The organism is Frigoribacterium sp. CF331 (assembly GCF_057787905.1).
The window spans coordinates 870,727-893,894 of the sequence record NZ_CM173545.1; the positions used below are offsets into that span (position 1 = coordinate 870,727).

At 73.4% G+C, this 23,168-nt stretch carries 21 protein-coding genes; 9 read left to right on the forward strand and 12 right to left on the reverse strand.

All coding sequences use genetic code 11. The annotated features are described in order from the left end of the window. Complete coding sequence (locus AC3CCI_RS04035; protein ID WP_488628181.1) at window positions 1–636, forward strand: class F sortase; 636 nt, start codon at window positions 1–3, stop codon at window positions 634–636. An 84-nt stretch (window positions 637–720) separates the two neighbouring features. On the opposite strand, the gene AC3CCI_RS04040 is transcribed toward AC3CCI_RS04035, so the two are convergent. The 8 genes from AC3CCI_RS04040 to AC3CCI_RS04075 form a co-directional block, all read right to left on the reverse strand. Beyond that, window positions 721–1,905: a M28 family metallopeptidase gene (locus AC3CCI_RS04040; RefSeq protein ID WP_354593737.1), complete on the reverse strand. Its 1,185-nt coding sequence runs from the start codon at window positions 1,903–1,905 to the stop codon at window positions 721–723. Beyond that, window positions 1,902–3,140 (reverse strand): hypothetical protein, encoded by a 1,239-nt coding sequence (locus AC3CCI_RS04045; RefSeq protein WP_488628182.1) that lies wholly within the window; start codon window positions 3,138–3,140, stop codon window positions 1,902–1,904. Before AC3CCI_RS04045 ends, AC3CCI_RS04040 begins: the two co-directional genes overlap by 4 nt. Beyond that, window positions 3,137–3,835, reverse strand: coding sequence for a TenA family protein (locus tag AC3CCI_RS04050; RefSeq protein ID WP_354593738.1), 699 nt, complete (start codon window positions 3,833–3,835; stop codon window positions 3,137–3,139). Before AC3CCI_RS04050 ends, AC3CCI_RS04045 begins: the two co-directional genes overlap by 4 nt. Next, window positions 3,817–4,566, reverse strand: a complete 750-nt coding sequence (locus AC3CCI_RS04055; RefSeq protein ID WP_354593739.1) for a glutamine amidotransferase — start codon at window positions 4,564–4,566, stop codon at window positions 3,817–3,819. Before AC3CCI_RS04055 ends, AC3CCI_RS04050 begins: the two co-directional genes overlap by 19 nt. An 80-nt stretch (window positions 4,567–4,646) precedes the next feature. Continuing rightward, complete coding sequence (locus tag AC3CCI_RS04060; RefSeq protein ID WP_354593740.1) at window positions 4,647–5,735, reverse strand: phosphotriesterase family protein; 1,089 nt, start codon at window positions 5,733–5,735, stop codon at window positions 4,647–4,649. Beyond that, window positions 5,732–6,793 carry an ABC transporter permease gene (locus AC3CCI_RS04065; RefSeq protein ID WP_354593741.1) on the reverse strand — a complete coding sequence of 354 codons (1,062 nt, stop codon included), beginning with the start codon at window positions 6,791–6,793 and terminating at the stop codon, window positions 5,732–5,734. Before AC3CCI_RS04065 ends, AC3CCI_RS04060 begins: the two co-directional genes overlap by 4 nt. Next, entirely contained in the window at window positions 6,790–7,545 is a 756-nt protein-coding gene (locus tag AC3CCI_RS04070; protein WP_056259309.1) for an ATP-binding cassette domain-containing protein, read from the reverse strand. The genes AC3CCI_RS04065 and AC3CCI_RS04070 overlap by 4 nt, the downstream gene beginning before the upstream one ends. After that, entirely contained in the window at window positions 7,545–8,576 is a 1,032-nt protein-coding gene (locus AC3CCI_RS04075) for a substrate-binding domain-containing protein (protein ID WP_354593742.1), read from the reverse strand. Before AC3CCI_RS04075 ends, AC3CCI_RS04070 begins: the two co-directional genes overlap by 1 nt. A gap of 230 nt (window positions 8,577–8,806) precedes the next feature. On the opposite strand from AC3CCI_RS04075, the gene AC3CCI_RS04080 reads away from it, so the two are divergent. Next, a complete protein-coding gene (locus AC3CCI_RS04080; RefSeq protein WP_488628183.1) occupies window positions 8,807–9,835 on the forward strand; it encodes a LacI family DNA-binding transcriptional regulator in 1,029 nt (342 codons plus the stop codon). Between the two features lie 24 nt (window positions 9,836–9,859). On the opposite strand, the gene AC3CCI_RS04085 is transcribed toward AC3CCI_RS04080, so the two are convergent. After that, complete coding sequence (locus AC3CCI_RS04085) at window positions 9,860–11,002, reverse strand: M20 family metallopeptidase (RefSeq protein WP_488628184.1); 1,143 nt, start codon at window positions 11,000–11,002, stop codon at window positions 9,860–9,862. A gap of 133 nt (window positions 11,003–11,135) precedes the next feature. Here AC3CCI_RS04085 and AC3CCI_RS04090 point away from each other — a divergent pair, with 133 nt between their 5' ends. Both AC3CCI_RS04090 and AC3CCI_RS04095 read left to right on the forward strand, forming a co-directional pair. Further along, window positions 11,136–11,666: a Rho termination factor N-terminal domain-containing protein gene (locus AC3CCI_RS04090; RefSeq protein WP_488628185.1), complete on the forward strand. Its 531-nt coding sequence runs from the start codon at window positions 11,136–11,138 to the stop codon at window positions 11,664–11,666. Window positions 11,667–11,792: 126 nt separating this feature from the next. After that, a complete protein-coding gene (locus AC3CCI_RS04095; RefSeq protein ID WP_488628186.1) occupies window positions 11,793–12,425 on the forward strand; it encodes a Pr6Pr family membrane protein in 633 nt (210 codons plus the stop codon). Window positions 12,426–12,615: 190 nt separating this feature from the next. Here the strand turns inward: AC3CCI_RS04095 and AC3CCI_RS04100 are convergent, their stop codons facing one another. Then, window positions 12,616–13,188, reverse strand: a complete 573-nt coding sequence (locus AC3CCI_RS04100; protein WP_488628187.1) for a YdeI/OmpD-associated family protein — start codon at window positions 13,186–13,188, stop codon at window positions 12,616–12,618. A gap of 83 nt (window positions 13,189–13,271) precedes the next feature. Between AC3CCI_RS04100 and AC3CCI_RS04105 the strand changes: the two genes are divergently transcribed. Then, a complete protein-coding gene (locus tag AC3CCI_RS04105; RefSeq protein WP_488628188.1) occupies window positions 13,272–14,699 on the forward strand; it encodes a CDP-alcohol phosphatidyltransferase family protein in 1,428 nt (475 codons plus the stop codon). Window positions 14,700–14,718: 19 nt separating this feature from the next. Here AC3CCI_RS04105 and AC3CCI_RS04110 read toward each other — a convergent pair whose 3' ends face one another. Further along, window positions 14,719–15,489: a LysE/ArgO family amino acid transporter gene (locus AC3CCI_RS04110; RefSeq protein WP_488628189.1), complete on the reverse strand. Its 771-nt coding sequence runs from the start codon at window positions 15,487–15,489 to the stop codon at window positions 14,719–14,721. Window positions 15,490–15,558: 69 nt separating this feature from the next. On the opposite strand from AC3CCI_RS04110, the gene AC3CCI_RS04115 reads away from it, so the two are divergent. Then, window positions 15,559–16,533 (forward strand): LysR family transcriptional regulator ArgP, encoded by a 975-nt coding sequence (locus AC3CCI_RS04115; protein ID WP_488628190.1) that lies wholly within the window; start codon window positions 15,559–15,561, stop codon window positions 16,531–16,533. A gap of 170 nt (window positions 16,534–16,703) precedes the next feature. On the opposite strand, the gene AC3CCI_RS04120 is transcribed toward AC3CCI_RS04115, so the two are convergent. Continuing rightward, window positions 16,704–18,914: an NADP-dependent isocitrate dehydrogenase gene (locus tag AC3CCI_RS04120; protein WP_488628191.1), complete on the reverse strand. Its 2,211-nt coding sequence runs from the start codon at window positions 18,912–18,914 to the stop codon at window positions 16,704–16,706. A gap of 273 nt (window positions 18,915–19,187) precedes the next feature. Between AC3CCI_RS04120 and AC3CCI_RS04125 the strand changes: the two genes are divergently transcribed. The 3 genes from AC3CCI_RS04125 to AC3CCI_RS04135 all read left to right on the forward strand — a co-directional run bounded on the left by AC3CCI_RS04125 (window position 19,188) and on the right by AC3CCI_RS04135 (window position 23,150). Next, window positions 19,188–20,666, forward strand: coding sequence for an O-acetylhomoserine aminocarboxypropyltransferase/cysteine synthase family protein (locus AC3CCI_RS04125; RefSeq protein WP_488628192.1), 1,479 nt, complete (start codon window positions 19,188–19,190; stop codon window positions 20,664–20,666). Window position 20,667: 1 nt separating this feature from the next. Next, window positions 20,668–21,975, forward strand: a complete 1,308-nt coding sequence (locus AC3CCI_RS04130; protein WP_488628193.1) for an LLM class flavin-dependent oxidoreductase — start codon at window positions 20,668–20,670, stop codon at window positions 21,973–21,975. Between the two features lie 170 nt (window positions 21,976–22,145). Next, on the forward strand, window positions 22,146–23,150 hold the full coding sequence (locus tag AC3CCI_RS04135; protein WP_488628194.1) for a methylenetetrahydrofolate reductase: 1,005 nt from the start codon (window positions 22,146–22,148) through the stop codon (window positions 23,148–23,150). Window positions 23,151–23,168 lie beyond the last annotated feature (18 nt).

Here is a 23,168-nt window from a genome sequence, read left to right on the forward strand (position 1 = left end):
GTGCGCCGCCCCCTGCTGCCGGCGGTCGTCGCCGTCGTCGTGCTGGCCCTGACCGGGTGCGCGTCGCCCGGGGTGGTCGGGCCGACGGCGGCGCCGACCCCGGGGGCGGGGGCGGGCGCCTCGCCGACCGCGGCTCCGTCGGCGACCGGCACCGCGCCTCCTGCGGTCGACGCGCTCGCCACGGTCGGCGCAGGCGTGGCCCCGGCGGCCGTCTCGGTGCCGGCGATCGGACTCGACGCCCCGCTGATCGACCTCGGGATCGCCGACGACGGCGCCATGGAGGTGCCCGTCGACGCGGACGACGTCGGGTGGTTCACCGGCGGAGGCAAACCCGGCGGGCGCGGGCCCACGGTGATCGCCGCCCACGTCGACTCGGCCTCCGGGCCCGCGGTCTTCGCGCGACTCGACGAGCTCGTCGCGGGAGACCGCGTCGACGTGACGACGGTCGAGGGCGGCGTCGTCGGCTACGTCGTGACCGAGGTGCTCGACGTGCCGAAGGCGGAGTTCCCGACCGGGCGGGTCTTCGGCGCCCAGCCGACCGACCAACTGCGGCTCATCACCTGCGGCGGCGTGTTCGACCGCTCGTCGGGGCACTACGACCAGAACCGGATCGTCTTCGCCGAACCGATGGGCTGAGCCGCCGGGCGCCCGGGCGAACGGGCGACCGGGCGGGCCGGACGAGCAGGCGGCCGGGTGGGCCGTCGACTCGACCGACCCGGCCTACAGCACCCCGGGAGGCGCGGCGCGGGTCGGCCGCGCCAGGGTCGCCACGAGGTGCTCGACGAGCGGCACGGTCCAGGCCACGTTCGCCGCGATGCCCCGGTTCGGCTCGTCGTCGGGCTGGTGCAACCGGTGCAGGTCGTTGAAGGTCAGGAACGCGCTCGGCACCCCGGCGCGGTAGAACGACGCGTCGTCGGTGCCGGTCGTCGGCGGGAACCGGGTCACGAGTTCGAGGTCGGGCCGGGTCGCCGACGCGTGCTGCAGCAGGGCCGAGCGGAACGCCGTCGAGAACGCCTCGGGCGCACCGAACGCCTCGACGAACGAGCCGCGGCCGAGCCCGTCGACGTTCAGCACGTAGTCGATCGCGTCGAGGTCGGCGGTCGACGCCGTGTCGACGAAGTGTCGCGACCCGCCCAGGTGCCACTCCTCGGCGGTGAAGAAGACGAGGCGCACCGACGGCACCGGCGGCTCGGCCGCCCACTTCTCGGCGAGGTGAAGCAGGGCGATCGTCCCGCTGCCGTTGTCGTAGGCGCCGACGGTGTTGAAGAAGCTGTCGTAGTGGGCGCAGAGCAGCACCGAGCCCTCGCCCGTGCCCGGCACGTCGACGATCAGGTTGTCGCTCGTGGCCGCCGCGACGGCACCGCTGTCGGCCTCGACCTCGACGACGAGCGCCTTGCCGTCACCCAGCCACTCGGTCAGCTGCAGGCCGTCGAGCCGGCCGATCGCCAGGTGGGCGACCTCGAGGTCGGACCCCGACGGCAGGGGCTGGGGCGCGGCGGGTCCGTCGTCGCGGGCGTGGAGGTACGCGAGCACGCGCCCGTCGTCGTCGGTCACGACGAACTTGCGCCAGGTCATCGAGTCGCCCCAGAGCCCCTGGGGGCCGACGGCCTCCACCGTGCCGCGACGCGGGCCGTCCGTCGAGCCGCTCCAGAGCATCGGCCAGGCGGGCAGCTCGCGGACGATCGGGTCGTGGACGACCACGCGGTGCACGGAGCCCGGCTGCCAGCCGGGCAGCGTCACGGCCTGTCGTTCCACCGGCCAGCCGACCGCACCGAGGTGCTGCTCGAGCCAGTCGGCCGCGGCCGCGATGCCCGGCGTGCCGTGGAAGCGCGGCCCGTGCTCGACGAGCGCGACGAGGTCGTCGTAGGCCCGGTCGACGGCCTCGGGGTCGGTGTCGGTGGTCATGTCGTTCCTCTCGGGGGCGTGGTGTCGCGCCAGGGCGCGGTGTCGCTCGGCGACGGAGGGCTGCTCGCCGGCGGGGGGCTGCTCGGGGTCGGCGACGACCCGAGGAGGCGCGGCTCGACCCCCCGGGCGGCTCGCGCCACCGTCGCGGCCGGCACCCCGAGCAGGTGCTGGGCCACGCGGGCGACGTCGTCGGTCCGCCCCCGGAACCACCAGCTCGAGAACCGGTCGGTGACGGCGTCGGGTCGCGGGCCGAGCACGGGGGTGCCCCGCGCCTCGATCTCGGCGAACCCGCCGAGCCCGCCGTCGTCGTCGTAGAGGTGCAGGGAGTCGCCCCGGACGCCGGGCGACGGGTCGGGCTCCTCGGAGTACTCGGCGGACGGGTCGCTGTGACTGCCGCGCACGAACAGCACGGCGCGGTCGTCGGCGGGCGTGCCCACGGCCCGCACGTGGCCGATGCGTCCGGTGACGTGCGGCGCCGCGAAGCCGATCTTGAAGCGGTCCGCCCCCGTCAGCGACACGGCGACGCCCCCCGGCACCTCGGCGAGCAGGTCGCCGACCGGCTCGTAGTAGTCGGTCACCTGGGCCCCGGGGACGGCCGCGACGAACGCGGTCCCGCCGGGGCGGACCTGGTCGAGCACCCACGACTCGGCCTCGTGGGCACCGTCCGACGTGATGCCGAGGCGGACCTCGGTCACGTAGCCGCCGTACTCGACCCCGTCGACCACGGACGCCCCGCCGGGGCTCGCGACCGACGCCCCGCGCAGGTGGCGCAACGGGTGCGCGGCGGGCCGGACGACCAGCCGCAGCTCGGCCCGGACCGCCCCCGTGGGCTCGGTGAAGGCCTCGAGCTCGGCGACCCGCGTCATGGTGACGTGCTCGCCCGTGCGCTCGAGGTCGTGCCGGCCGGGGTCGAGCGAGGGCGGCATCTCGTAGCTGCCCCAGTAGTCGCTGCGGTCGCGGATCATGTAGGCGATCTCGGGCCCGATCCAGACCCGGTCGCCGCCGACGTTCCAGTCGCCGCCGGCCACCAGCGCCCCGAACGACGCGTCGTCGCCGAAGGCGTCCGGCAGCCAGTTCTCTGGCAGGCCTCCGGAGAAGAACGGCCCGTAGACCCGACCCCCGTACGACGAGACGACCACGACGGCGTCCGGGCCGACGGCCAGGCGTTCGAAGGGGATGCCCGCGGCCGAGAGGCGGGCCTCGACGGCCCGCAGGTCGACGACCGGGCCGGTCACGCGGCCACCTCGACGAGCGCGCTCGCGTGGAACGCGTCCTCGGCCCGCAGCATGCCGGCGAACCAGCGGTCCAGCTGTGCGTCGGTCACGTCGTCGGGCAGCTCGTCGACCAGCTGGTGCAGGAACGCCACCTGCGAGCGGAAGCCGTCGGTGACGTGCAGGTCGATCCACCGCTGCACGTCGCCCGGTCGGGGCACCTCGCGCTCGGCCGCTCGCGTGCACCAGCGCAGGTAGAGGGTCTCGGCCGCGGCGAGGCTCGTGACCACCCCGGCGTAGCCGCCCTCGTCGAGAGCGGCCGTCACGGCCCCCTCGAGGACGGAGGCGCGGCGCAGCAGGTCGGTCGAGGTCGCGTCGTCGACCGGTCGCGTCGCCAGCAGCCGCTCGAAGTACCGGCTCTGCGGACCGACGAGGTCGGCGACGGCGTCGGCGTGACGCTCGGCCCGCGACCACTCGGACTGCTGCCAGAGGCAGTACCCGGCCAGCCGGGCGGCGGTCCGGACGAACGCCTGCTCGATGGCGAGGTAGCGTCCGAAGTCGGCGTCGTCGATCGTGCCGTCGGCCATCCGGGCGAGCAGCGGCACGGACGCCGACGCGTCGAGCCCGTCCGAGCACCGCGCGACGAGCGCGGCCGCCCGCCCCCCGGGGCCCCGCGAGCCCGCCGCGGGGCCGGTCGGCGTCAGCGGCTGGTCAGCCACGAGACGATGCCCTGGAACACCTTGGCGTAGCCGCTCCACTCGTCGCAGAACGCCGGCGGCGCCCAGTGCGGGGAGCAGTCGCTCGTGAAGACCGCGGTGCGTCCGGCGCCGGCCTCGCCGACGACGACGAGCGGGTCGCCGTCCAGCCGGGCCAGTTCGACGGCTCCCGGCTTGACGACCGTGCGGTTGTAGCCGAGCAGCAGGGGCCACTCGGTGCCGGCACCGCCGAGGGCGGGGTGGTCGGCGTCGAGCACGGTCGCGACCACCCCGGCCGGGCGCTCGACGCGGTCGTCGCCGATCAGCAGCTCGACCGGCAGCACGTCGGCGATCTCGGTCCGGGCGTAGCCCGCGCGACCCTGCCAGCCCGAGAACGACAGGTAGCCGCCGATCATCAGCAGCGCGCCTCCCGCCTCGACCCAGCGGGCGAGCTCCTGGACGCGGTCGCGACCGGGGATGCTCTTCTCGAAGACGGCGGGCGCGAGCTGCAGCGAGTTGACCCCGATGTCGGACAGCACCACGACGTCGTAGGCGTCCAGCGCCTCCCGGGTCTCGGGGAACTCGGTCGGCACGAGGTGCGCGGGCAGGTGGACGACCTCGTGGCCACCGGCCTGCAGGGCGGCCCGCAGCTGCGCGACGCCCTCGGTGTACGAGTGGGCGGTGAACTCGTCGACGCCCTTGGTGTGGGTGGTCGCGGTGATCCAGCTCTCGCCGGCGATGAGGATGCGGGACATGGTGGTGCCTTCCGGTGGTGACGGGACGGGACGGGACGGGACGAGGAGGCGCGCGCGGCTCGGTGCCGCACGGTCGCCCCTCAGCGGGTCAGGGCCGCGCCCTCGAAGAGGTCGCGGACGTTGCGGGTGCCGACGCCGTGCACGACGCCGGCGTCGACGCCGAGGTCGACGAGGCGGTCGAGGAACACCGCGGGGATGTACGAGAGGCCGTTGCCGCCGTGCCGACGCAGCATGCTCTTGAGGAACAGGTCGTGGCTGAAGAGCAGGCGACGACCGAACCCGGCGGACACGAGGCGGGCGATCGCCGCGGCCGTCTCGACGGGCGACGGCGACTGGCCCTCACCTGGCAGCGAGAAGCGGTAGGGCATGCCGATCATGTCGAACTCGAGCCAGACGCCGCGCTCGGCGAGACTGCGCTGGTAGTCGGGGTCGGAGCCCGAGGGGTCCATGTGGCAGAGGACGACCGCGGTCGGGTCGACGCCCTCGTCGCGCAGCACGACGTCGAGCACGCGACCGCCGTGACGGACGAAGCCGGGCAGGTGCACGAACATCGGCAGGCCGGTCTCGCGCTGCAGGCGGCAGGCCGCCCGCAGCGAGCGCTCCTCGCGTTCGGTGAAGCCGGGCGAGACGCCGATCTCGCCGATCACGCCCGAGCGGGGCAGGCCGGTCTCGGCCGGGTCGGCCCGGTACTGCGCGACCAGGCGGGCGGCCAGGTCGTCGACGGCGTCACGACCCGTGGCCTCGGGGTGGAACCGTTCGAGGTACCAGCCGCCGCCGGTGACGACGTTCACCCCGCTGCGACGCGAGATCTCGGCGAGCCGGCGGGGGTCGCGACCCTGGCCGTCCGAGGTCAGCTCGATCACCGTGCTGCCCCCGAGGTCGCGGAACGCCACGAGTTCGTCGACCGCGTCGTCGTCGCCGTCGAGCACGCAGTTGTCGCGGCAGGCGAGCGGCCGGTCGCGCAGCAGCCAGGCGATGTCGGGGGTGACCGGGGCGTCGAACAGCTCGGGGAACTCGGGGTCGGGTTCGAGGCCGCCCTCCTCGATGCTGTTGATCAGGTGCTCGTGCGGCAGCGTGTAGCCGAGGCGGTCGCTCGGCACCGGGCCGGTCACCGTCTGCACGTCGACGACGGCGGTCGTCTCGACGCCGAACCCCCCGACGCGGCTCATCGGGTCACCACCTTGCGCACGAGGTCGGTGAACGAGCCGCCGCGCAGGTTGATCCAGATGACGACGATCAACAGGCTGCCGGTGACGATCGGCACGATGTAGGGGCTGAGGCCGAGCAGCGTGAGGCCGTTCGTGATGACACCGGTCAAGATGGCGCCGATCGCGGTGCCGATGACGCTGCCCTTGCCGCCGAGCAGGTTCGTGCCGCCGATCACGACGGCCGTGATGACCGTCATGGCGAAGTCGACGCCCGAGTTCGCGTCACCCGACCCGAGGCGGGCCGCCGTGATGATGCCCGCGGCACCGGCCGCCGTGCCGCTCAGCACGAGGGCCGTCATCTTGACGAAGCGGGTGTCGACGCCGGCGCGACGGACCGACTCCTCGTTCGAGCCGATGCCGGTGATGTACTGACCGAACCGCATGCGCTGCAGGCCGACGATGCCGACGCCGACGATGATCAGGGCGAGCCAGGCGGGGTAGCCGAGGCCGAACAGGCGCCCCTGGCCGACCTGCGCGAAGATCAGGCCCGACCCGATCGCGATCGAGTAGCCCTTCGTGATCAGCAGCGCGACGCCCCGCACGATCGACATGGTGGCCAGCGTGACGATGAACGACGGGATGCCCTGGTAGCTCGAGAACCAGCCGTTGACCAGCCCGCAGAGGGCGCCGACGGCGAGGCAGATCACCATGACGAGCACCGACTCGAGCCCGGCCCTCAGCAGCACCGCGCCGATCACCGAGACGAGGGCGAGCGTCGACCCGACCGAGAGGTCGATCATGCCCGCCGTGATGACGAAGGTCATCGCCACGGCCACGATGGCGGCCGGGGCGACCTGCACGGCGACGTTGCGCAGGTTCGTCCCGGTGAGGAAGGTCGGGGTCGCCACCGAGAAGACGACGATGACGACGAGCGTCACGACGAGCATGAGCAGCGTCGACTTGTTGACGCGTTGCAGGGCCTCCCAGCGTCGCTCGCGGGCCGCGGCGGCGCCGTGGCCGTGGCCCCGGCCCGGCTCGGGGCCGTCGGTGCGGGTGGGGTCAGAGGTCGTCGCGGTCATGCGGCGGCGCTCCCTTCTCGGGTGATCATGTCGACGAGCGACTCGATGGTCAGGTCGTCGATGCGCGCGTCGTCGACGCTGCGGCCCTCGTACATGACGGTGATGCGGTCGCAGACCCGGAAGAGGTCCTGCAGCCGGTGGGTGATCAGGATGACGCCGACCCCGCGGGCCGCGACCTCCTTGATCAGGCGGAGGACCGACTCGACCTCGGTGACCGCGAGCGCCGCGGTCGGTTCGTCGAGGATCAGCACGTCGGGGTCGACCGAGGCGGCGCGGGCGATGGCGACCGACTGGCGCTGCCCGCCCGAGAGCTGCGAGATGAGCTGGTGGGTCGAGGTGACCCGGACGCCGAACTCCTTCAGCACGGCCGTGGCCTCGGCGTGCATCTCGCCGACCTTGAGGAACGGCCCGATCCGCGGCTCGCGGCCGAGGAAGAGGTTCGCGGCGACGTTCAGGCTGTCGCACAGGGCGAGGTCCTGGTAGACGATGCCGATGTCCTCGGCCTGGGCGTCGCTCGGGGACTGGAACCGCACCTCCTTGCCCTTGATGCTGATCCGTCCGCCGTCGTGTTGGACCGACCCGGCGAGCACCTTCATCAGGGTGGACTTGCCGGCACCGTTGTCGCCGACGAGGCCGAGCACCTCGCCCCGGGCGAGACGCAGGTCGACGCCGCGCAGGACGTCGACGGCGCCGTACGACTTGCGGATGCCCTCGAGCTCGACGAGCAGGTCGTCCGTCGTGACGTCGGTCATCAGCCCTCCAGGTAGTACGAGAAGTCGGCCAGGTTGTCGGGGGTGACGATCGTGATCGGCACGTCGACGGTCGCCGGCACGTCGCCGGTGCCGCAGGCCAGGTTGATGGCGGCCTTCGCGGCCTCGTAGCCGAACCCGAAGGTGTCCTGCTGGATGACCGCCTTGACGTAGCCGTCCTGCAGCCCCTCGACGGCCGAGGCCGAGAGGTCCCAGCCGACGATGCTGACCCGGTCCTGGGCGCCCTGGCTCTTGACGGCGGCGATGGCGCCGTTCAGGGCGGGCTCGCCCGTGGCGTAGATGTACTCGAGGTCGGGGTTGCCCGTGAGCAGGTTCTCGGCCGCCGCCTGGGCGTCCTCGTTGACGTTCTGGCCGTCCACGATCGTGCCGATGGTCATGCCGCCGGCCTCGACCGCGTCGGTGAAGCCGTTCTGGCGCTGGATCTGGATCGCGCTGTTCAGCGCGCCGACCACGCCGACCTCGCCTTCGCCACCGGTCAGCTCGAGGAAGGCCTCGCCGAGCTGGGCACCGCCGTCCTCGTTCGCCGTGCCGACGTACGAGTCGATGGCCGAGGCGTCCTCGACCGAGCCGTCGGCCGCGACGACGGGGATGCCGGCCGCCTTCGCCGCCGTGAGGGCGGGGATCAACGCGGTCGCGTCGACCGGGTCGACGATGAGCGCGTCGACGCCGGACGCCACGAGGTTCTCGACGCCCGAGACCTGCGTGGCGCTGTCGTTGTCGCCGCTGACGATCTGCAGGTCGGCGCCGGCCTCGTCGGCGACGTCCTGCACGCCCTCGTTCATCTGGGTGAAGAAGGCGGTCTGCTCGTTGATGTCCACCATGCCGAGCTGCAGCGTCCCGCCGCCGTCGGGCGCACAGGCCTGCGGGACGCCGGTCGGTGCGGGGCGCGTCGCGGTGGTGGCCCCGGGCGAGGCGCCGGAGGTGGTGCTCGCGGTGGAGTCGCAGCCGGCGAGGGTGCCGACCGCGAGGGCGCCCACGGCGAGGGCGGTGAGGACGGTGCGGGTCGAGGGCATGAGGGGCCTTCCTGGGGAGGACGAGGTGGAGCATGCGGGGACTGACGGGGGCGGTCTCGTCGGGGCGAGAACGGTGGGCAATCGATTGCCCACTGGAACTGCGTCAAGAGTGACGCCTCCGTGTTTCGAGTGTCAACACCTTTGTGTTTCCGACGTGTAAAAGAGATCGGCGGTCGGCAATCGGTTTCCCTCGGGCACCCGCTACGATGGTGTCCTCCCCCGTCGTCCCCGTGACCGCAGCCCCCGAGGAGCCCATGAACGCCGTCACCATCTCGGACGTCGCGCGTCGCGCGGGCGTCTCGCCGGCGACGGTCTCGCGCGTGATGTCCGCCTCGCGTCCCGTCGGGCCCGAGGTCGAGGCGCGGGTCCGGCTCGCGGCCGACGAGCTCGGCTACTCGGGCAACGGCATCGCCCGCGCCCTGCGCACCCGCCGCACCGACACGGTCGGCATGGTGGTGCCGAGCATCCTCAACCCGTTCTTCACGACGCTGGTCGACAGCCTCGAGAGCGCGTTGCACGGCGAGGGCAAGCAGCTGTTCCTCTGCGACTCGCGACAGGACCCCGCCGTCGAGGCCGACCACCTGCGCTCCCTCATCGAGCGTCACGTCGACGGCATCGTGGTCAGCCCGGTGCACGACACCGAGAGCGCCGCCGCCGTCGCCGCGTCGGCCCGTGCCGTGCCGCTGGTCCAGCTCGACCGCCGGGTCGACGTGCCCGACACCGACTGGATCGGACTCGACGACGCCGAGGCCATGAAGCTCGTGTTGACGCACCTGGCCGACACCGGCGCCCGGTCGGCGGCGTTCGTCACGTCCGAGCTGACGAACTCGTCGACGACCCTGCGCCTCCGGGGATTCCGGCACTGGTCGGCCGAGCTCGGCATCCGCGAGGTCCGCGACGGCGTCGTCCTCGGCGACTACACGGTCGACAGCGGCGACGCGGCCGCCCGGAGGCTGCTCGCCTCGGACGACCGACCCGACGCCATCGTCTGCGCCGACGACCTCATCGCCATGGGCGTGCTGCGCGCCGCCCGCGAACTCGGCGTCCGGGTGCCCGACGAGCTGCAGGTCACGGGCTTCGACGACATCGTGTTCGCCTCGTACGTGACCCCGGCGCTGACGACCCTGGCGCAACCGACCGACCGCATGGCCGACGAGGCCCTGCGGTTGTTGTCGCTGCGCGGCACCCCGGGAGGCGCGGGTGGCGGAGCCCGCATCTCGTTCGCCCCGAGGCTGGTCCGGCGGCAGAGCACGCGCTGAGCACGCGCCCGGCCGGCGTGGCCGTCAGCGGTCGCCGGCCCGGCGGTCGGCCGCCCTGCGGTCGGCGGCCCAGCGGTCTCCGGCACGGCGGAACTGATCGACCGCCCGGACGACCGCGGCGACCGACACCGACTCGTCCACCGTGTGCACGACGGTCGGGTCGCCCGGGCCCCAGACGACGACGGGCACCTCGGCGTCGAGCGAGCGGACGAGCACCGAGGCGTCCGTGAAGTACGACGCGGGCGACGCCGAGACCGGGGCGCCGAGCCCGCCGAGCCACGGGTGGTCGCGCGGGGTCCACACGGCGGACAGGTCGAGGTCGACGCGGACCTCCGTCACCTCGGGCTGGGCGCGCCACCAGGCCACGAGCTCGTCGACGTCGTCCCGGACCACCCGCAGGTCGACGCGCGCCTCGCAGGCGTCGGGCACGATGTTGGGCACGCTGCCGCCCGACACGACGCCCACGTTGACGGTCTCGCGGCCGAGGTCGGCGTGGTCCGAGAGCGGGAGGTCGCCCAGGCGCCCCAGCACGGCCACCAGGTCGAGGATCGCGTTGTGGCCCCGCTCGGGCGTGCTGCCGTGGGCGGCGAGACCCGAGGTGCGCACCGTCAGCCAGAGGGCGCCGCGGTGACCGAGGACGACCTGCCCGTCGGTGGACTCGGGGATGACGACGGCCCCGACCCGGTGGCCCGAGAGCAGGTCGACCAGGGCCGGGGCACCGAGGCAGCCGACCTCCTCGCCGGTCGAGACGGCGAGCGCCACGGGTGCGCCCCGCGTCAGGAGGTCACGCACGGCGACCACCGACGCCGCCAGGCCGGACTTCATGTCGGACGACCCCCGCCCGTGGAGCCGGTCGCCCACGACGACCGGGCCGAACGGGTCGTGGCTCCAGGCCGAGGCGTCGGTCACGGGCACGACGTCGGCATGCGACGCGAAGACGAGCAGCGGCTCGTCGAGGGCGACGGTCGCCGGTGAGACGAGCAGCGCCGCGGGCTCGCCGTCGACCCCGGGGGCGAAGGTGACCCGCGCCTCCCCGACGGCCTCGAACTCGCGGGCGACGCGGCGCAGGACGGCGGCCTCACCGGGCGTGCCGCTCGTCGAGTCGATCGCGACGAGGTCGCGCAGCAGGGCGATGACGGGGGCGTGGTCCGGGGTCGAGGGCGTCATGCGGACACGCTAGCGGCCGGTGCCCGGGGGCTCGGTCGTCGCGTGCCCCTGGACGCGGTCCCAGGGCGTCGTGCCAGCGTCGAGGCACACGCATGACACGCCCGACACGCCCGACCGGAGGGGACCCCCGACCATGGCCGACCAGAAGAAGCTCAAGAAGAAGGCCCTCAAGGCCTACGACAAGGCCGAGGACGCCGTCGCCGACGCCCGCAAGGCGGTCGACGAGGCCCGACGCCGCGCGAAGGAGCTGGCGAAGAAGTCCCGCCCGAAGGTCTCGCCGCTCGAGGACGCGCTCGACACCGCGGCCGCCGGTCTCGGCGGCGCGAAGAAGGAGCTCAAGAAGGCGAAGCAGGCGTCCGAGGCACCGTCGACGTCGGGAGAGGGCTCGTCGGAGGGCTCGTCGGCCTCCGCGAACGACTCGGCCTCCGCGGGCGACTCGTCGTCGACCTCGTCCGCCACCCCGGCCGAGCCGCGCTCGATCTACACCCCGCCGCTGCCCGAGGTCGACGAGACCACCGTGCAGACGGCCGACGGGCACGACGCCCACGTCGACCTCCACGCCCAGACCCTCGTCGCCCTACGTGCCCTGGCCCGCACCAAGGGCGTCACGAACGTGTCGCGGTACACCAAGGCCGCCCTGATCGAGAAGATCGAACAGGCCTGACCGGACGCACCACCGCACCCCGCGGGCGTGTTCGTGCGTGACGGGCGTCCGTCGGCGCCCGTCACGCACGAACACGCCCGCATCGCACGCGGCGACCCGGCCGCCGCGCCTCACTAGGGTGAGGACATGACGCGTGCTCAGCTGATGGTCCCGTACCGGTTCGTGTTCGCGGCGGCCTCCCTGGTCGCCGTCGGCGGGCAGTTCGCCGTGCACCTCGAGAACCACTTCAGCATCGCGAACTTCTTCTCGTACTTCACGAACCTCAGCAACCTGTTCGCCGTCGTCGTGTTCGTCGTCGGGGGCGTCCGGACCCTGCGCCGTCGCCCCGGCAGTCGCGCCTGGGACGTCGTGCGGCTGATCTCGGTCGTGAACATGGTGTTCGTCGGCCTGGTCTTCAACGTGCTGTTGACCGAGGTGAGCGGCGCCGTGCTGCCCTGGGTGAACGTCATCGTCCACGTCGTGATGCCCATCGCCGTGCTGGTCGACTGGCTCGTGCTGCCCGCCGGGCGCCGCCTGCCCTGGGCGGCCGCGGCGATCGGGCTCGTGGTGCCCGTGCTGTACAGCGTCTACTCGCTGGTGCGCGGCGCGATCACGTCGTTCTACCCGTACCCCTTCTACGACCCGGAGGCGCTGGGCGGCTACGGCCCCGTGGCCGTCTACATGGTGGTGCTGCTCGTCGCGCTCGCCGTGCTCTCCGTCGCCCTGGTGGGCCTCGCGCGCCTGGCCGGCCGCTTCTGGAAGCAGCGCACGCGCCGCTGACGCGACCCGCGCCTCCTGCGCTCGACGCGCGTCGCCGGCCCCCGGGCCCCGACCCCGCCACCCGCCAACCCGCCACGAAGTGGACACGACGCCACGCAAAAAGGTGGCGCGGTGTCCACTTCGTGGCGGCGTCGAGCCCCACGGCGGATGGCCCGGCAGCGCGGCCTGACAGCGCGCAGCCCGGGGCGGCTCAGCGGTAGTGCTGCTCGCCCCGGGCCGCCGCGGCCACCACGTCGCGGATGCGCGCCGCCCGGGTCTCGGGACGTTTGAGCGCGGCCAGCCGGAAGTACACGCGGAAGCGCTCGGTCTTCGTGAGCGACGCGAAGTGCGCGGCAGCCGCCGGGTCGGCGTCGAGCGCGGCCTGGAGGTCGTCGGGAGGCACGGCGTCCTTCTGCCGGTAGGCGGCGTCCCAGCGACCGTCGGCCTTCGCCCGGTCGACCTCGGCCTGCCCCGCCGGCGTCATGCGCCCCTCGGCGGTCAGGCGGGCGACGTGCTCACGGTTCACCTGCGACCACGGGCTGTCCCGGCGGCGGGGCTGGAACGCGGTGAGGGTGAAGTCGTCGTCGAGGCGGCTCGTCTGCCCGTCGATCCAGCCGTGGCAGAGGGCCACGTCGAGCGCTTCGGACCAGGTCATGCCCGTCGCCGTCGACCGCACCTTGCGCAGCGTCAGCCGCACCCCGCGCACGTCGGGGTCGCCCTCGAGGTACGCCTGCCACTGCTCGACCGTCACGTCGAGCACGGGTTTGTCGGCGAAGCTGACCATGCCGCCAACCTACCGACCCGCGACCGACCCGCCCCCGTCCCCCGGACGACGCCCCCTCAGCACGCCTCCCCTAGCCTGGCGGGATGGACCTCATCGGGTGGATCACCGACATCGGATCGTCGCTGCCGACCCCGCTCGTCTGGGCGCTCGGTGCCCTGTTCTCGTTCACCGAGTCCGGCCTCGGCCTCGGTGTCTTCGTGCCGGGCGAGACGATCGTGCTGCTGCTCGCGGCGACCTTCGACAGCCCCTGGCCCGCGGTCGCCTTCTTCGTCGCCGTCGCGGTGGGCGGCTCGCTCGGAGACCACGTCGGCTACCTGCTCGGCCGCCGGTTCGGCACCGGGTTCCGCGACACCCGCATCATCCGCAAGATCGGCGTCGACAGCTGGGACCGCGCCGTGGCCGTGCTCGAGCGCCGCGGAGCCGCCGCGGTGTTCCTCACGCGCCTCGTCCCCGTCGTGCGCACCCTCACCCCCGCGGCGGCCGGGGTCGCGAAGGTGCCCTACCGGTCGTTCCTGCCCGCGTCGTTCGGCGGGGCGCTGACCTGGGCCGCGGTCTACGTCGGCATCGGGTTCCTGCTGCGCTCGTCGCTCGAGGCGGCCCAGCGGTACCTCGGTCAGTTCTCGTCCTGGGCGCTGGTCGGGGCGGCCGTCGTCGTGGCGATCGTGTTCGTCGTGCGGCTCGTGCGCCGACGCCGGGCCGCCGCCGCCGAGGCCGCCGCGTCGCCGGGTGCCTCGACCGGCACCGTCGACGAGACCGCCGCGGCCGACGACGCGGACGAGGAGGCGCGGGCCGACGACCGGGGGCCCGTCTCGTCGGCCGTCCACGCGGCCGGGCACGCCGTGGCCGATCCCGTGGTCGCGGGCGCGACCGCCTCGGGCGAGTTCGTGGCGGAGCACCTGTCCTCCCGTCGGCTCGCGGCCCTGAGGCACCGCCTCTTCGAGGTGGACGAGTGGCGGACCGTGCCCAACGCGATCACGGCCGCGCGCCTCCTGCTGTTGCCGGTGTTCGCCGGCCTGCTGGTCGCCGAGCTGTGGTGGGCGGCCCTCGCCGTCGTCGGGGTCGTGTTCGTGACGGACTGGCTCGACGGCTTCGTCGCGCGACGGACCGACTCGGTCTCGGTGCTCGGGTCGTGGCTCGACCCGGTGGCCGACCGGCTGACCGTCGTCGTCGTGGCCGTGGCCTTCGCGGCGGCGGACGTCTTCGGGTGGCAGGAGGCCGTGCTGCTGATGGTGCCCGACGTGCTGCTCGCCGTCGGCGCCGTGCTGGCGTTCCGGGGCGACCCGGCCGTGCCCGTGTGGTGGGCGGGCCGACTGCGGACCGGGCTCTGCTTCGTCGGGCTCGCCGTGCTGCTGCTCGGCGTCGCCCTCGACGGCCCCGAGTGGACGAGCGTGATCGGGGTCGGCTACCTGGTGTTCCTGGCCGGGCTCGTCTTCCACTACGTGACGGCCGTGCACTACGCGCGGGTGATGCTCGTCCGCTGGCAGCGCGCGATCGCCGAGCGCCCGGCCTGAGGGCGGCCCGCGGGCCCGGTCACAGGCCGAACAGCAACCTCAGCCCCAGGGCGATCATGACCACCGCGATGACGGCGTCGAGCACCCGCCAGGCGGCGGGCTTCGCGAACAGAGGACGCAGGAGGCGCGCTCCGAACCCCAGCGCCGAGAACCACACGAGGCTGCCCGCGATCGCGCCGCCCGCGAACCACCAGCGCAGCTCGGGCGGCTGGTGGTTCGCGACCGACCCGAGGAAGACGATCGTGTCGAGGTACGTGTGCGGGTTGAGCCAGGTGAAGGCCAGGGCCGCGAGGACGGCGGGCACGACCCGGGTCGGGGCGACGGGTGCGGCGGCAGCCGGCGCGGCTGTGCTCGCTGCGGCAGCGGCCGGTGCCGGGGAGCCGGGCATCTGCAGGGCGGACGTGTCGCCGCCCGCCGACACCGCGCCTCCTTCGCTCGCGTCGACGACGGCGGGCGCCGGCGTGACGTCGACGGTCAGGGCCCCCACCGGTCGGATCGCGCGCTTCGCGGCGAACGCGCCGTAGACGATCAAGAACCCTGCGCCGACGAGCTGCACGACGACGACCGCCTGGGGCGCCGCCTCGACGAGGGCCCCGACGCCGGCCACCCCCGCGCTGATCAGCACCGCGTCGCTCACGGCGCAGACCACGACGACCGGCGCGACGACACGGGTGACCGCCCGCAGTCCGATGCGCAGCACGTAGGCGTTCTGGGCACCGATCGCGACGATCAGGGCCAGGCTCGTGCCGAAGCCGAACAGGACGGCGGGCAGCACGGTCGCGAAGGTCATGAGGTCACGCTAGGGCGATGGCGATGCATCGGTCCAACTCATGTTCGCGATGCTGCATAAGCTCTGCTCATGACTCGGTTCCCCCTCGACCAGCTCGACACGCTCCGGACGATCGTCGACGAAGGCACCTTCGAGGCGGCCGCGCGACGCCTGCACGTGACGCAGTCGGCGGTGTCGCAACGCGTCAAGCAGCTCGAACGCTCGGCGGGGCGGGTGCTGCTGCGCCGGACGACACCCGTCACCACGACCGAGGCCGGCGACGTGCTGCTGCGTCACGCGCGGCAGGTCGACCTGCTCGCCTCGGACGTTCTCGCCCGGCTGGGCGGCGACCCCGCGCACCGTGCCGAGGCCGGCTCGGACGAACACGTGCCGACGACGCTGCCGATCGCGGTCAATGCCGACTCGACGGCGACCTGGTTCCTCGACGCGCTGGCCGCCGTGCCGCCCACCGCGCCCGTCGTCTTCGACCTGCGCCGGGCCGACCAGCAGCACACGGCCGAACTGCTGCGGTCGGGCGACGTACTCGCCGCCGTCACCGCCACCCGTGAGCCCGTCCAGGGGTGCAGCTCGGAGCCGCTCGGCGTCATGCGGTACCGCGCCGTCGCCAGCCCGGGGTTCGTGGAGCGGTGGCTGAGCAGCGACCCCGCCGGCCGCGGCGACGGGGCAGGAGCGACGAGGGCTCGTCCGTCCGACGGCCCCGACCTCGCGCGGCTCGGCCGGGCTCCGATGGTGGTCTTCGACCGCGCCGACGACCTGCAGCACGACTTCGCGCGTCGCCTCACCGGCCACGAGCCGCTCTCGCCCCGGCACCACGTGCCCGCGTCGGCCGACTTCGCCCGGGCCATCGTGCTCGGCCTCGGCTGGGGCATGCTGCCCGAGGCACAGGCGCACCCTGAACTCGACGCCGGGCGCCTCGTCGAGCTGGCCCCCGCCGACCCCGTCGACGTGCCGCTCTTCTGGCAACGCTGGACGCTGGCCTCCCCCCTGCTCGACGCCGTCACCGACGCCGTCCGCGCCACCGCCCGCCACGCCCTGCACCCCTGACGCCCGTTCCGGCTGGTCGAGTGGTCCCGAATCGTCCTTCCCGCGCCCCGCGAGGACGATTCGGGACCACTCGACACCGACGGGCCGACGGCCCGGCGGCCCGGCCGACGGACGACGGGAGGCGCGGTGCCGACCGGCACCGCGCCTCCCGTTCTCGGCCGCCTCGCGACCTACAGCGTCGCGAGCGCCTCGTTCAGCGTGTGCGACGGTCGCATGACGGCCTCGGTCTTGGCGGCGTCGGGGTGGTAGTAGCCCCCGATGTCGACCGCCGTGCCCTGGGGCTCGATCAGCTCGGCGACGATGGCCTCTTCGGACCCGCCGAGCGTCGTCGCCAGACCCGAGAACGCGGCGGCCAGCTCGGCGTCGTCGGTCTGCCCGGCGAGCTCGTCGGCCCAGTACTTGGCCAGGTAGAAGTGGCTGCCGCGGTTGTCGATCGAGCCGAGCTTGCGTCCGGGCGACTTGTTCTCGTCGAGGAAGGTGCCGGTGGCACGATCGAGCGTGTCGGCGAGGATCTGCGCCCGGGCGTTGCCGGTCGAGGTCGCGAGGTGCTCGAAGCTGACCGCCAGGGCGAGGAACTCACCCAGGCTGTCCCACCGCAGGTAGTCCTGCTCGACGAGCTGCGACACGTGCTTCGGGGCCGAGCCGCCGGCGCCGGTCTCGAACAGGCCACCGCCGTTGATGAGCGGCACGACCGAGAGCATCTTGGCCGAGGTGCCGAGCTCCATGATCGGGAACAGGTCGGTCAGGTAGTCGCGCAGCACGTTGCCGGTCACCGAGATCGTGTCGTCGCCACGGCGGATGCGCTCGAGCGAGAACGCCATCGCGTCGACCGGCGACATGATCTCGATCTGCAGGCCCTCGGTGTCGTGCTCGGCGAGGTAGGTGCGGACGAGCCCGATCAGGGTCGCGTCGTGGGCACGGGTCTCGTCGAGCCAGAACACGGCCGGCGTCCCGGTGGCGCGGGCCCGCGTGACGGCGAGCTTGACCCAGTCGCGGATGGGGACGTCCTTCGTCTGGCAGGCGCGCCAGATGTCGCCCGTGGCGACCTCGTGCTCGATGAGCGTCTCGCCCGCCTGGTCCACGATGCGGACCGTGCCGTCGCCCGGCACCTCGAAGGTCTTGTCGTGCGAGCCGTACTCTTCGGCGGCCTGGGCCATGAGGCCGACGTTCGGCACCGAGCCCATGGTGGCGGGGTCGAACGCGCCGTTCGCGCGGCAGTCGTCGAGCACGGCCTGGTAGATGCCGGCGTAGCTCGAGTCGGGGATCACCGCGAGGGTGTCGTGCTCGTCGCCGTCGGGGCCCCACATGTGACCCGAGGTGCGGATCATCGCGGGCATCGAGGCGTCGACGATGACGTCGCTCGGCACGTGCAGGTTGGTGACGCCCTTGTCGGAGTCGACCATGGCCAGGTCGGGCCCGTCGGCGATCCCCTGGTCGAAGGCGGCCTTGATCTCGTCGCCGTTCGGCAGCGCCGCGAGACCCTGCAGGATGCCGTTGAGGCCGTTGGCCGGGTCGAGCCCGGCGGCCTGCAGGTCGGCCCCGTACCGCTCGAACACCCGCGAGAAGAACGCGCGGATGACGTGGCCGAACAGGATGGGGTCGCTGATCTTCATCATCGTCGCCTTGAGGTGCACCGAGAACAGCACGCCCTCGGCCTCGGCGCGCTCGATCTGTGCGGCCAGGAACTCGTGCAGCGCGGCGACGTGCAGCACGGTGCCGTCGACGACCTCGCCGGCCAGGACGGGGATCGACTCGCGCAGCACCTTCGTCGTGCCGTCGGTGCCGACGAACTCGATGCGCAGGGTGTCGTCGGCCGGGATGACCACGGTCTTCTCGTTCGAGCGGAAGTCGTCGACGCCCATGGTCGCGACGTTCGTCTTCGACTCGGCCGTCCAGGCGCCCATGCGGTGCGGGTGCTTGCGCGCGTAGTTCTTGACCGAGAGCGGTGCGCGGCGGTCGCTGTTGCCCTCGCGCAGCACCGGGTTGACCGCGCTGCCCTTGACCTTGTCGTAGCGGGCCTTGACGTCGCGCTCGGCGTCGGTCGAGGGCGAGTCGGGGTAGTCGGGCAGGTCGTAGCCCTGCGACTGGAGTTCGGCGACCGCGGCCTTGAGCTGCGGCATGGACGCCGAGATGTTCGGCAGCTTGATGATGTTGGCCTCGGGCGTCTTCGCCAGGGCCCCCAGCTCGGCCAGCGCGTCGCCCTGGCGCTGCTCGTCGGTGAGGCGCTCGGGGAACTGGCTCACGATGCGGCCGGCCAGCGAGATGTCGCGGGTCTCGACGTCGACCCCCGCGGTCTTGGCGTAGGCCTGGATGATGGGCAGGAACGAGTAGGTCGCCAGCATCGGCGCCTCGTCCGTGAGCGTGTAGATGATCTTCGCCATGCGGCAGGTGCTCCCTCGTTGTCGGGCATGCGTGTGCTCGGTCGTGCCCCTACGCTACTCGCGCAGAGATCTCTCGACATGAAGATACATGCCCCGTCTGGACGACCCCGCCGCGCCCGGCCCTGGGGACGAGTCGACCGCAGGAGGCGCGGGTCGAGGACGCAGGAGGCGCGGGCCGGCCCGGTAACCGGGCGTCACGGTCCTTGGTCCCCCCGCGAGGTCGGTGCCAGGCTGCACGGCACCGCAGCACCCACCCGCGACGAGGAGGCCCCCGTGACCCACACCGCACCGCACGGCACCGCGCAGCGCGAGCCCGCCGGCTTCACCACGCGTCAGGTGCACGCCGGCGCCTCGCCCGAGGCCCCGCACGGCGCCCGGGTCACGCCGGTCCACTTCAGCGCCGGCTTCGTGTTCGACAGCTTCGAGCACGCCCGCGAGCGCTTCGCGGGCGACGACGAGGGCTACCTCTACACGCGCAACGGCAACCCGACCACCGACGAGGTCGAACGTCGGCTCGCCGACCTCGAGGGCGGGGCCGAGGCGATCCTCGTCGCGAGCGGTCAGGCGGCCACGACGTCGGCCCTGCTCGGCATCGTGCAGGCCGGCGACCGGGTGCTGTCGTCGCGCAGCATCTACGAGGGCAACCGCGGCCTGCTGCTGCAGAACTTCGGCCGCCTGGGCATCGGCGTGGACTTCGTGGACGACGCCACCGACCTCGCCGAGTGGGAGCGCCGCATCGGCCCCGACACCCGCGTGCTCTTCGGCGAACCGATCCCCAACCCCAAGAACGACCTGCTCGACGTCGCCGGCCTGGCCGACGTGGCCCACCGCCACGGCCTGCCGCTCGTCGTCGACAACACGCTCGCGACGCCCTACCTGTTGCGCCCGATCGAGCACGGCGCCGACGTCGTCGTGCACTCGACGAGCAAGTTCCTGGCCGGCCACGGCACGGCGCTCGGCGGGGTCGTCGTCGACGCGGGCACCTTCGACTGGTCGGCGCGGCCCCAGCTCTTCCCGCACCTGAACCAGCCCGAGCGCTCGTTCGGCGGCCGCAGCTGGGCGGAGCGGCACGGCCGTCGGGCGTTCGCCTCGTACACCCGCGAGATCGTGGTCTCGCGGTTCGGCCCCACGCCGTCGCCGCTCCACGCCTTCCTGCTGCGCCAGGGCATCGAGACGTTGTCGCTGCGCGTCGAGCGCCATTCGAGCAACGCGCTCGCGATCGCCCGCTGGCTCGAGGCGCGCCCCGAGGTGTCGAGCGTCGACTACTCCGGGCTCGAGTCGAGCCCCTCGTACGCCCTCGCCCGGCGTCAGCTGCCGCGCGGACAGGGCTCCGTCTTCTCGTTCACCCTCGCGGGCGGCGAGGCCGACGCCGCGGCCTTCGTCGACGCCGTCGAGCTGTTCAGCCACATGACGCACCTCGGCGACGTCCGCTCGCTCGTGCTGCACCCGGCCTCCACGACGCACGCGGGTCGCACCCCGGCCGAGCGCGACGCGGCCGGCATCTGGCCCGGCCTGCTGCGCCTCTCGATCGGCATCGAAGACCTGGGCGACCTGCTGCGCGACCTCGAGCGCGGGCTCGCCGCGGTCCGCGAGCAGGCCGCGGCACGGACGACGGACGCAGGAGGCGCGGGTCGCCGAGCGCGCCTCCTCGGTCCCGACCTCGGGGCCGCCGCCGAGGCGGACGCCGACCGACCCGACGCCGTCGCGGTCGACACCGGCCGCCGCACGTCCCGCCAGCCCGTGGAGGCCTGACGTGGCACGCCGTCAGCACCTCGGCTGGTTCTTCTCGCGGGGCTTCGGGCCGCAGGGCTGGGGCCACCCGTACCGCGAGTGGAACCACGACTGGACGCGGCCAGAGCTCTACCAGCAGTCCGCCCGAGAACTCGAGCAGGCCGGCTTCGAGCTGATCGTGATGGAGGACGCCGTCTCGCTCGGCTCGCCCGACACCCTCGACCTGCGCGTGCGCGGCGCCTACGGCGGGCCGAAGCACGACCCGCTGCTGCTCGCTCCGTACCTGTTCGCGGCGACCTCGCGCATCGGGCTGGCGCCGACGGTCAACGCGGGCATCACTCCCCCGTACCTCGCGGCGCGGCAGGCGGCGACGCTCGCGCACCTCAGCTCGGACCGGTTCGGCATCAACCTCGTGACCGACGTCGGCAGCGCCCGGCACGTCGGCCTCGAGCCGCTCGGCCACGACGCCGCCTACGACCGGGCGGACGAGTGGATGGCCGTCGTCCGGCGCCTCTGGCACAGCTGGGGCGAGGGGGCCCTGGTCGCCGACCCGGCCACGGGGCGGTACGCGGACGGCACGAAGATCGACGCGTTCCGGCACCGGGGCGAGCACTTCACCGTCGACGGGCCGCTCAACGCGATCCCGTTCGAGCACGGCGACCCGCTCGTCGTCTCGCCGGGCGGGTCGGCGCGGGGGCTGGCGTTCGCGGGCACGCAGTCCGACGTGCAGCTCGCGCTCGCGCCGCTGCAGGCCCAGGCCGTGCTCGACTACCGGGCGAAGGTGCTGGCCGCCGCGACCGAGCACGGTCGGGGCCCCGACGACCTGCGCGTGCTGTTCGTCGTCAAGCCCGAGATCGTGTCGAGCCACGACGAGGCGTCACGCGTCGTCGAGGCGTCACGCCACCCGGCCGACGAGGTGCTCGCGCAGGTCGCCCTCGGCTGGTCGAGCGACCTCGAGACCGACCTGACCGGGCTCCACCTCGACCGCCCGGTCGACCGCGGGGTGTTCGGCGAGCACGTGTCGCACGGCAGCATCGCGGGCTTCTACGGCGGCACCGACGACGCCCCGCTGCGCGAGCTGCTCACCCGCAAGGCGCGCAAGGGTCTCGTGACCGACCGGGCCGGCTTCGTGGGCACCGCCGACGAGTTCGCCGATTTCGTCGAAGAGCTGGGCGACGACGGCGACAACGACGGGCTGCTCTTCTCGGGCGACCTGCACCCCGTGACGCTGCACCGCATGCTCGACGACCTCGTCCCCGTGCTGCGACGCCGGGGCATCCTGCGCGACGAACTGGCCCCGGGCGGGACGCGCGCCAACCTGTTCGGCTGACCCGCGCCTCCTCGGGGTCGGCACTCCGAAGATCAGGAGGCGCGGCGGACACCCGGCGTCACCGGACGAAACAGGGCGTCACAGGCCTCGACGCGTGACCTGGCCACTCGTAATGTCACTGCCACCCCGCACGACCCCCCTCGACGCGACCGACCAAGGCAGGAGCAGACGTGCCGACCTTCTCGTTCGAGATGTACCCGCCCCGCACCCCGGCGAGCGCCGACGCCCTGCACGCGTCGCTGCGGCAGCTGGCCGCGACCGGGCCCGAGTTCATCTCGGTGACCTACGGCGCGTCGGGGTCGTCGCGGGCCGAGTCGCTGGCCGTGCTGACCGAGGTGCTGCGCGACACCGACGTGCAGGCGATGGCACACCTGACCTGCGTGGGTTCGTCGTACGCCGAGGCGTCGCGGCTGATCCGGGAGTTCCTCGACGCGGGGGTGACGGCGTTCCTCGCGCTGCGCGGCGACCCGCCGGCCGGCCTCACCGAGCAGGACGCCTTCCTCGGCGACCTCGGCAGCGCCGGCGAGCTCGTCCAGCTCATCCACCGGGTGCAGGCCGAGCGCGTGCCGTTCGTCGAGAACGCCGTGCCCGGCAACCCGTTCGCTTCGCGCCTCAGCAGCGGGCCGAAGACGACCGTCGCGGTGGCGGCGTTCCCGAACGGGCACCCCCGATCGCGGTCGAGCCGACAGGACATCGACACGTTGCTCGCCAAGCAGGCGGCCGGCGCGACGCTCGCCATCACGCAGCTCTTCTTCGATGCCGACGACTACCTCGGCTTCGTCGACCGGGCGCGCGAGGCCGGCGTCACGATGCGCATCCTGCCGGGTCTCATGCCGATCCTCGGGGCGAACCAGCTGCGACGCATCGTCGAACTGACCGGAGAGACGCTGCCCGCCGACCTGCTGCGCCGGCTCGAGACCGCCGACCAGCCGACCGTCGTCGGCGTCGACCACGCCGTCCACCTCGGTCGCCGCCTGCTCGCCGGCGGCGCCCCCGGCCTGCACCTCTACACGTTCAACCGCCACGAGGCACCGCTCGCCGTGCTCCGCGGTTGCGGGCTGCTCGACCACTGTGTGCCGTCGACCCCCGTGGCCCCAGCCCCGGCGCCCACGGCCCCGACCGTCCTCCCCCAGGCGACGCCCGTCCTCGAGACGGCGTCGCCTCCGTCGTCCTGAGCCGCGCCGCGCCTCCCG

Excerpts from the sequence above, each read along its gene's own strand:
- AC3CCI_RS04040 (WP_354593737.1), bottom strand. The coding sequence starts at position 1,905 with ATGACCACCGACACCGACCCCGAGGCCGTCGACCGGGCCTACGACGAC.
- AC3CCI_RS04055 (WP_354593739.1), bottom strand. The coding sequence starts at position 4,566 with ATGTCCCGCATCCTCATCGCCGGCGAGAGCTGGATCACCGCGACCACC.
- AC3CCI_RS04060 (WP_354593740.1), bottom strand. The coding sequence starts at position 5,735 with ATGAGCCGCGTCGGGGGGTTCGGCGTCGAGACGACCGCCGTCGTCGAC.
- AC3CCI_RS04065 (WP_354593741.1), bottom strand. The coding sequence starts at position 6,793 with ATGACCGCGACGACCTCTGACCCCACCCGCACCGACGGCCCCGAGCCG.
- AC3CCI_RS04070 (WP_056259309.1), bottom strand. The coding sequence starts at position 7,545 with ATGACCGACGTCACGACGGACGACCTGCTCGTCGAGCTCGAGGGCATC.
- AC3CCI_RS04075 (WP_354593742.1), bottom strand. The coding sequence starts at position 8,576 with ATGCCCTCGACCCGCACCGTCCTCACCGCCCTCGCCGTGGGCGCCCTC.
- AC3CCI_RS04085 (WP_488628184.1), bottom strand. The coding sequence starts at position 11,002 with ATGACGCCCTCGACCCCGGACCACGCCCCCGTCATCGCCCTGCTGCGC.
- AC3CCI_RS04090 (WP_488628185.1), top strand. The coding sequence starts at position 11,136 with ATGGCCGACCAGAAGAAGCTCAAGAAGAAGGCCCTCAAGGCCTACGAC.
- AC3CCI_RS04095 (WP_488628186.1), top strand. The coding sequence starts at position 11,793 with ATGACGCGTGCTCAGCTGATGGTCCCGTACCGGTTCGTGTTCGCGGCG.
- AC3CCI_RS04100 (WP_488628187.1), bottom strand. The coding sequence starts at position 13,188 with ATGGTCAGCTTCGCCGACAAACCCGTGCTCGACGTGACGGTCGAGCAG.
- AC3CCI_RS04105 (WP_488628188.1), top strand. The coding sequence starts at position 13,272 with ATGGACCTCATCGGGTGGATCACCGACATCGGATCGTCGCTGCCGACC.
- AC3CCI_RS04110 (WP_488628189.1), bottom strand. The coding sequence starts at position 15,489 with ATGACCTTCGCGACCGTGCTGCCCGCCGTCCTGTTCGGCTTCGGCACG.
- AC3CCI_RS04115 (WP_488628190.1), top strand. The coding sequence starts at position 15,559 with ATGACTCGGTTCCCCCTCGACCAGCTCGACACGCTCCGGACGATCGTC.
- AC3CCI_RS04120 (WP_488628191.1), bottom strand. The coding sequence starts at position 18,914 with ATGGCGAAGATCATCTACACGCTCACGGACGAGGCGCCGATGCTGGCG.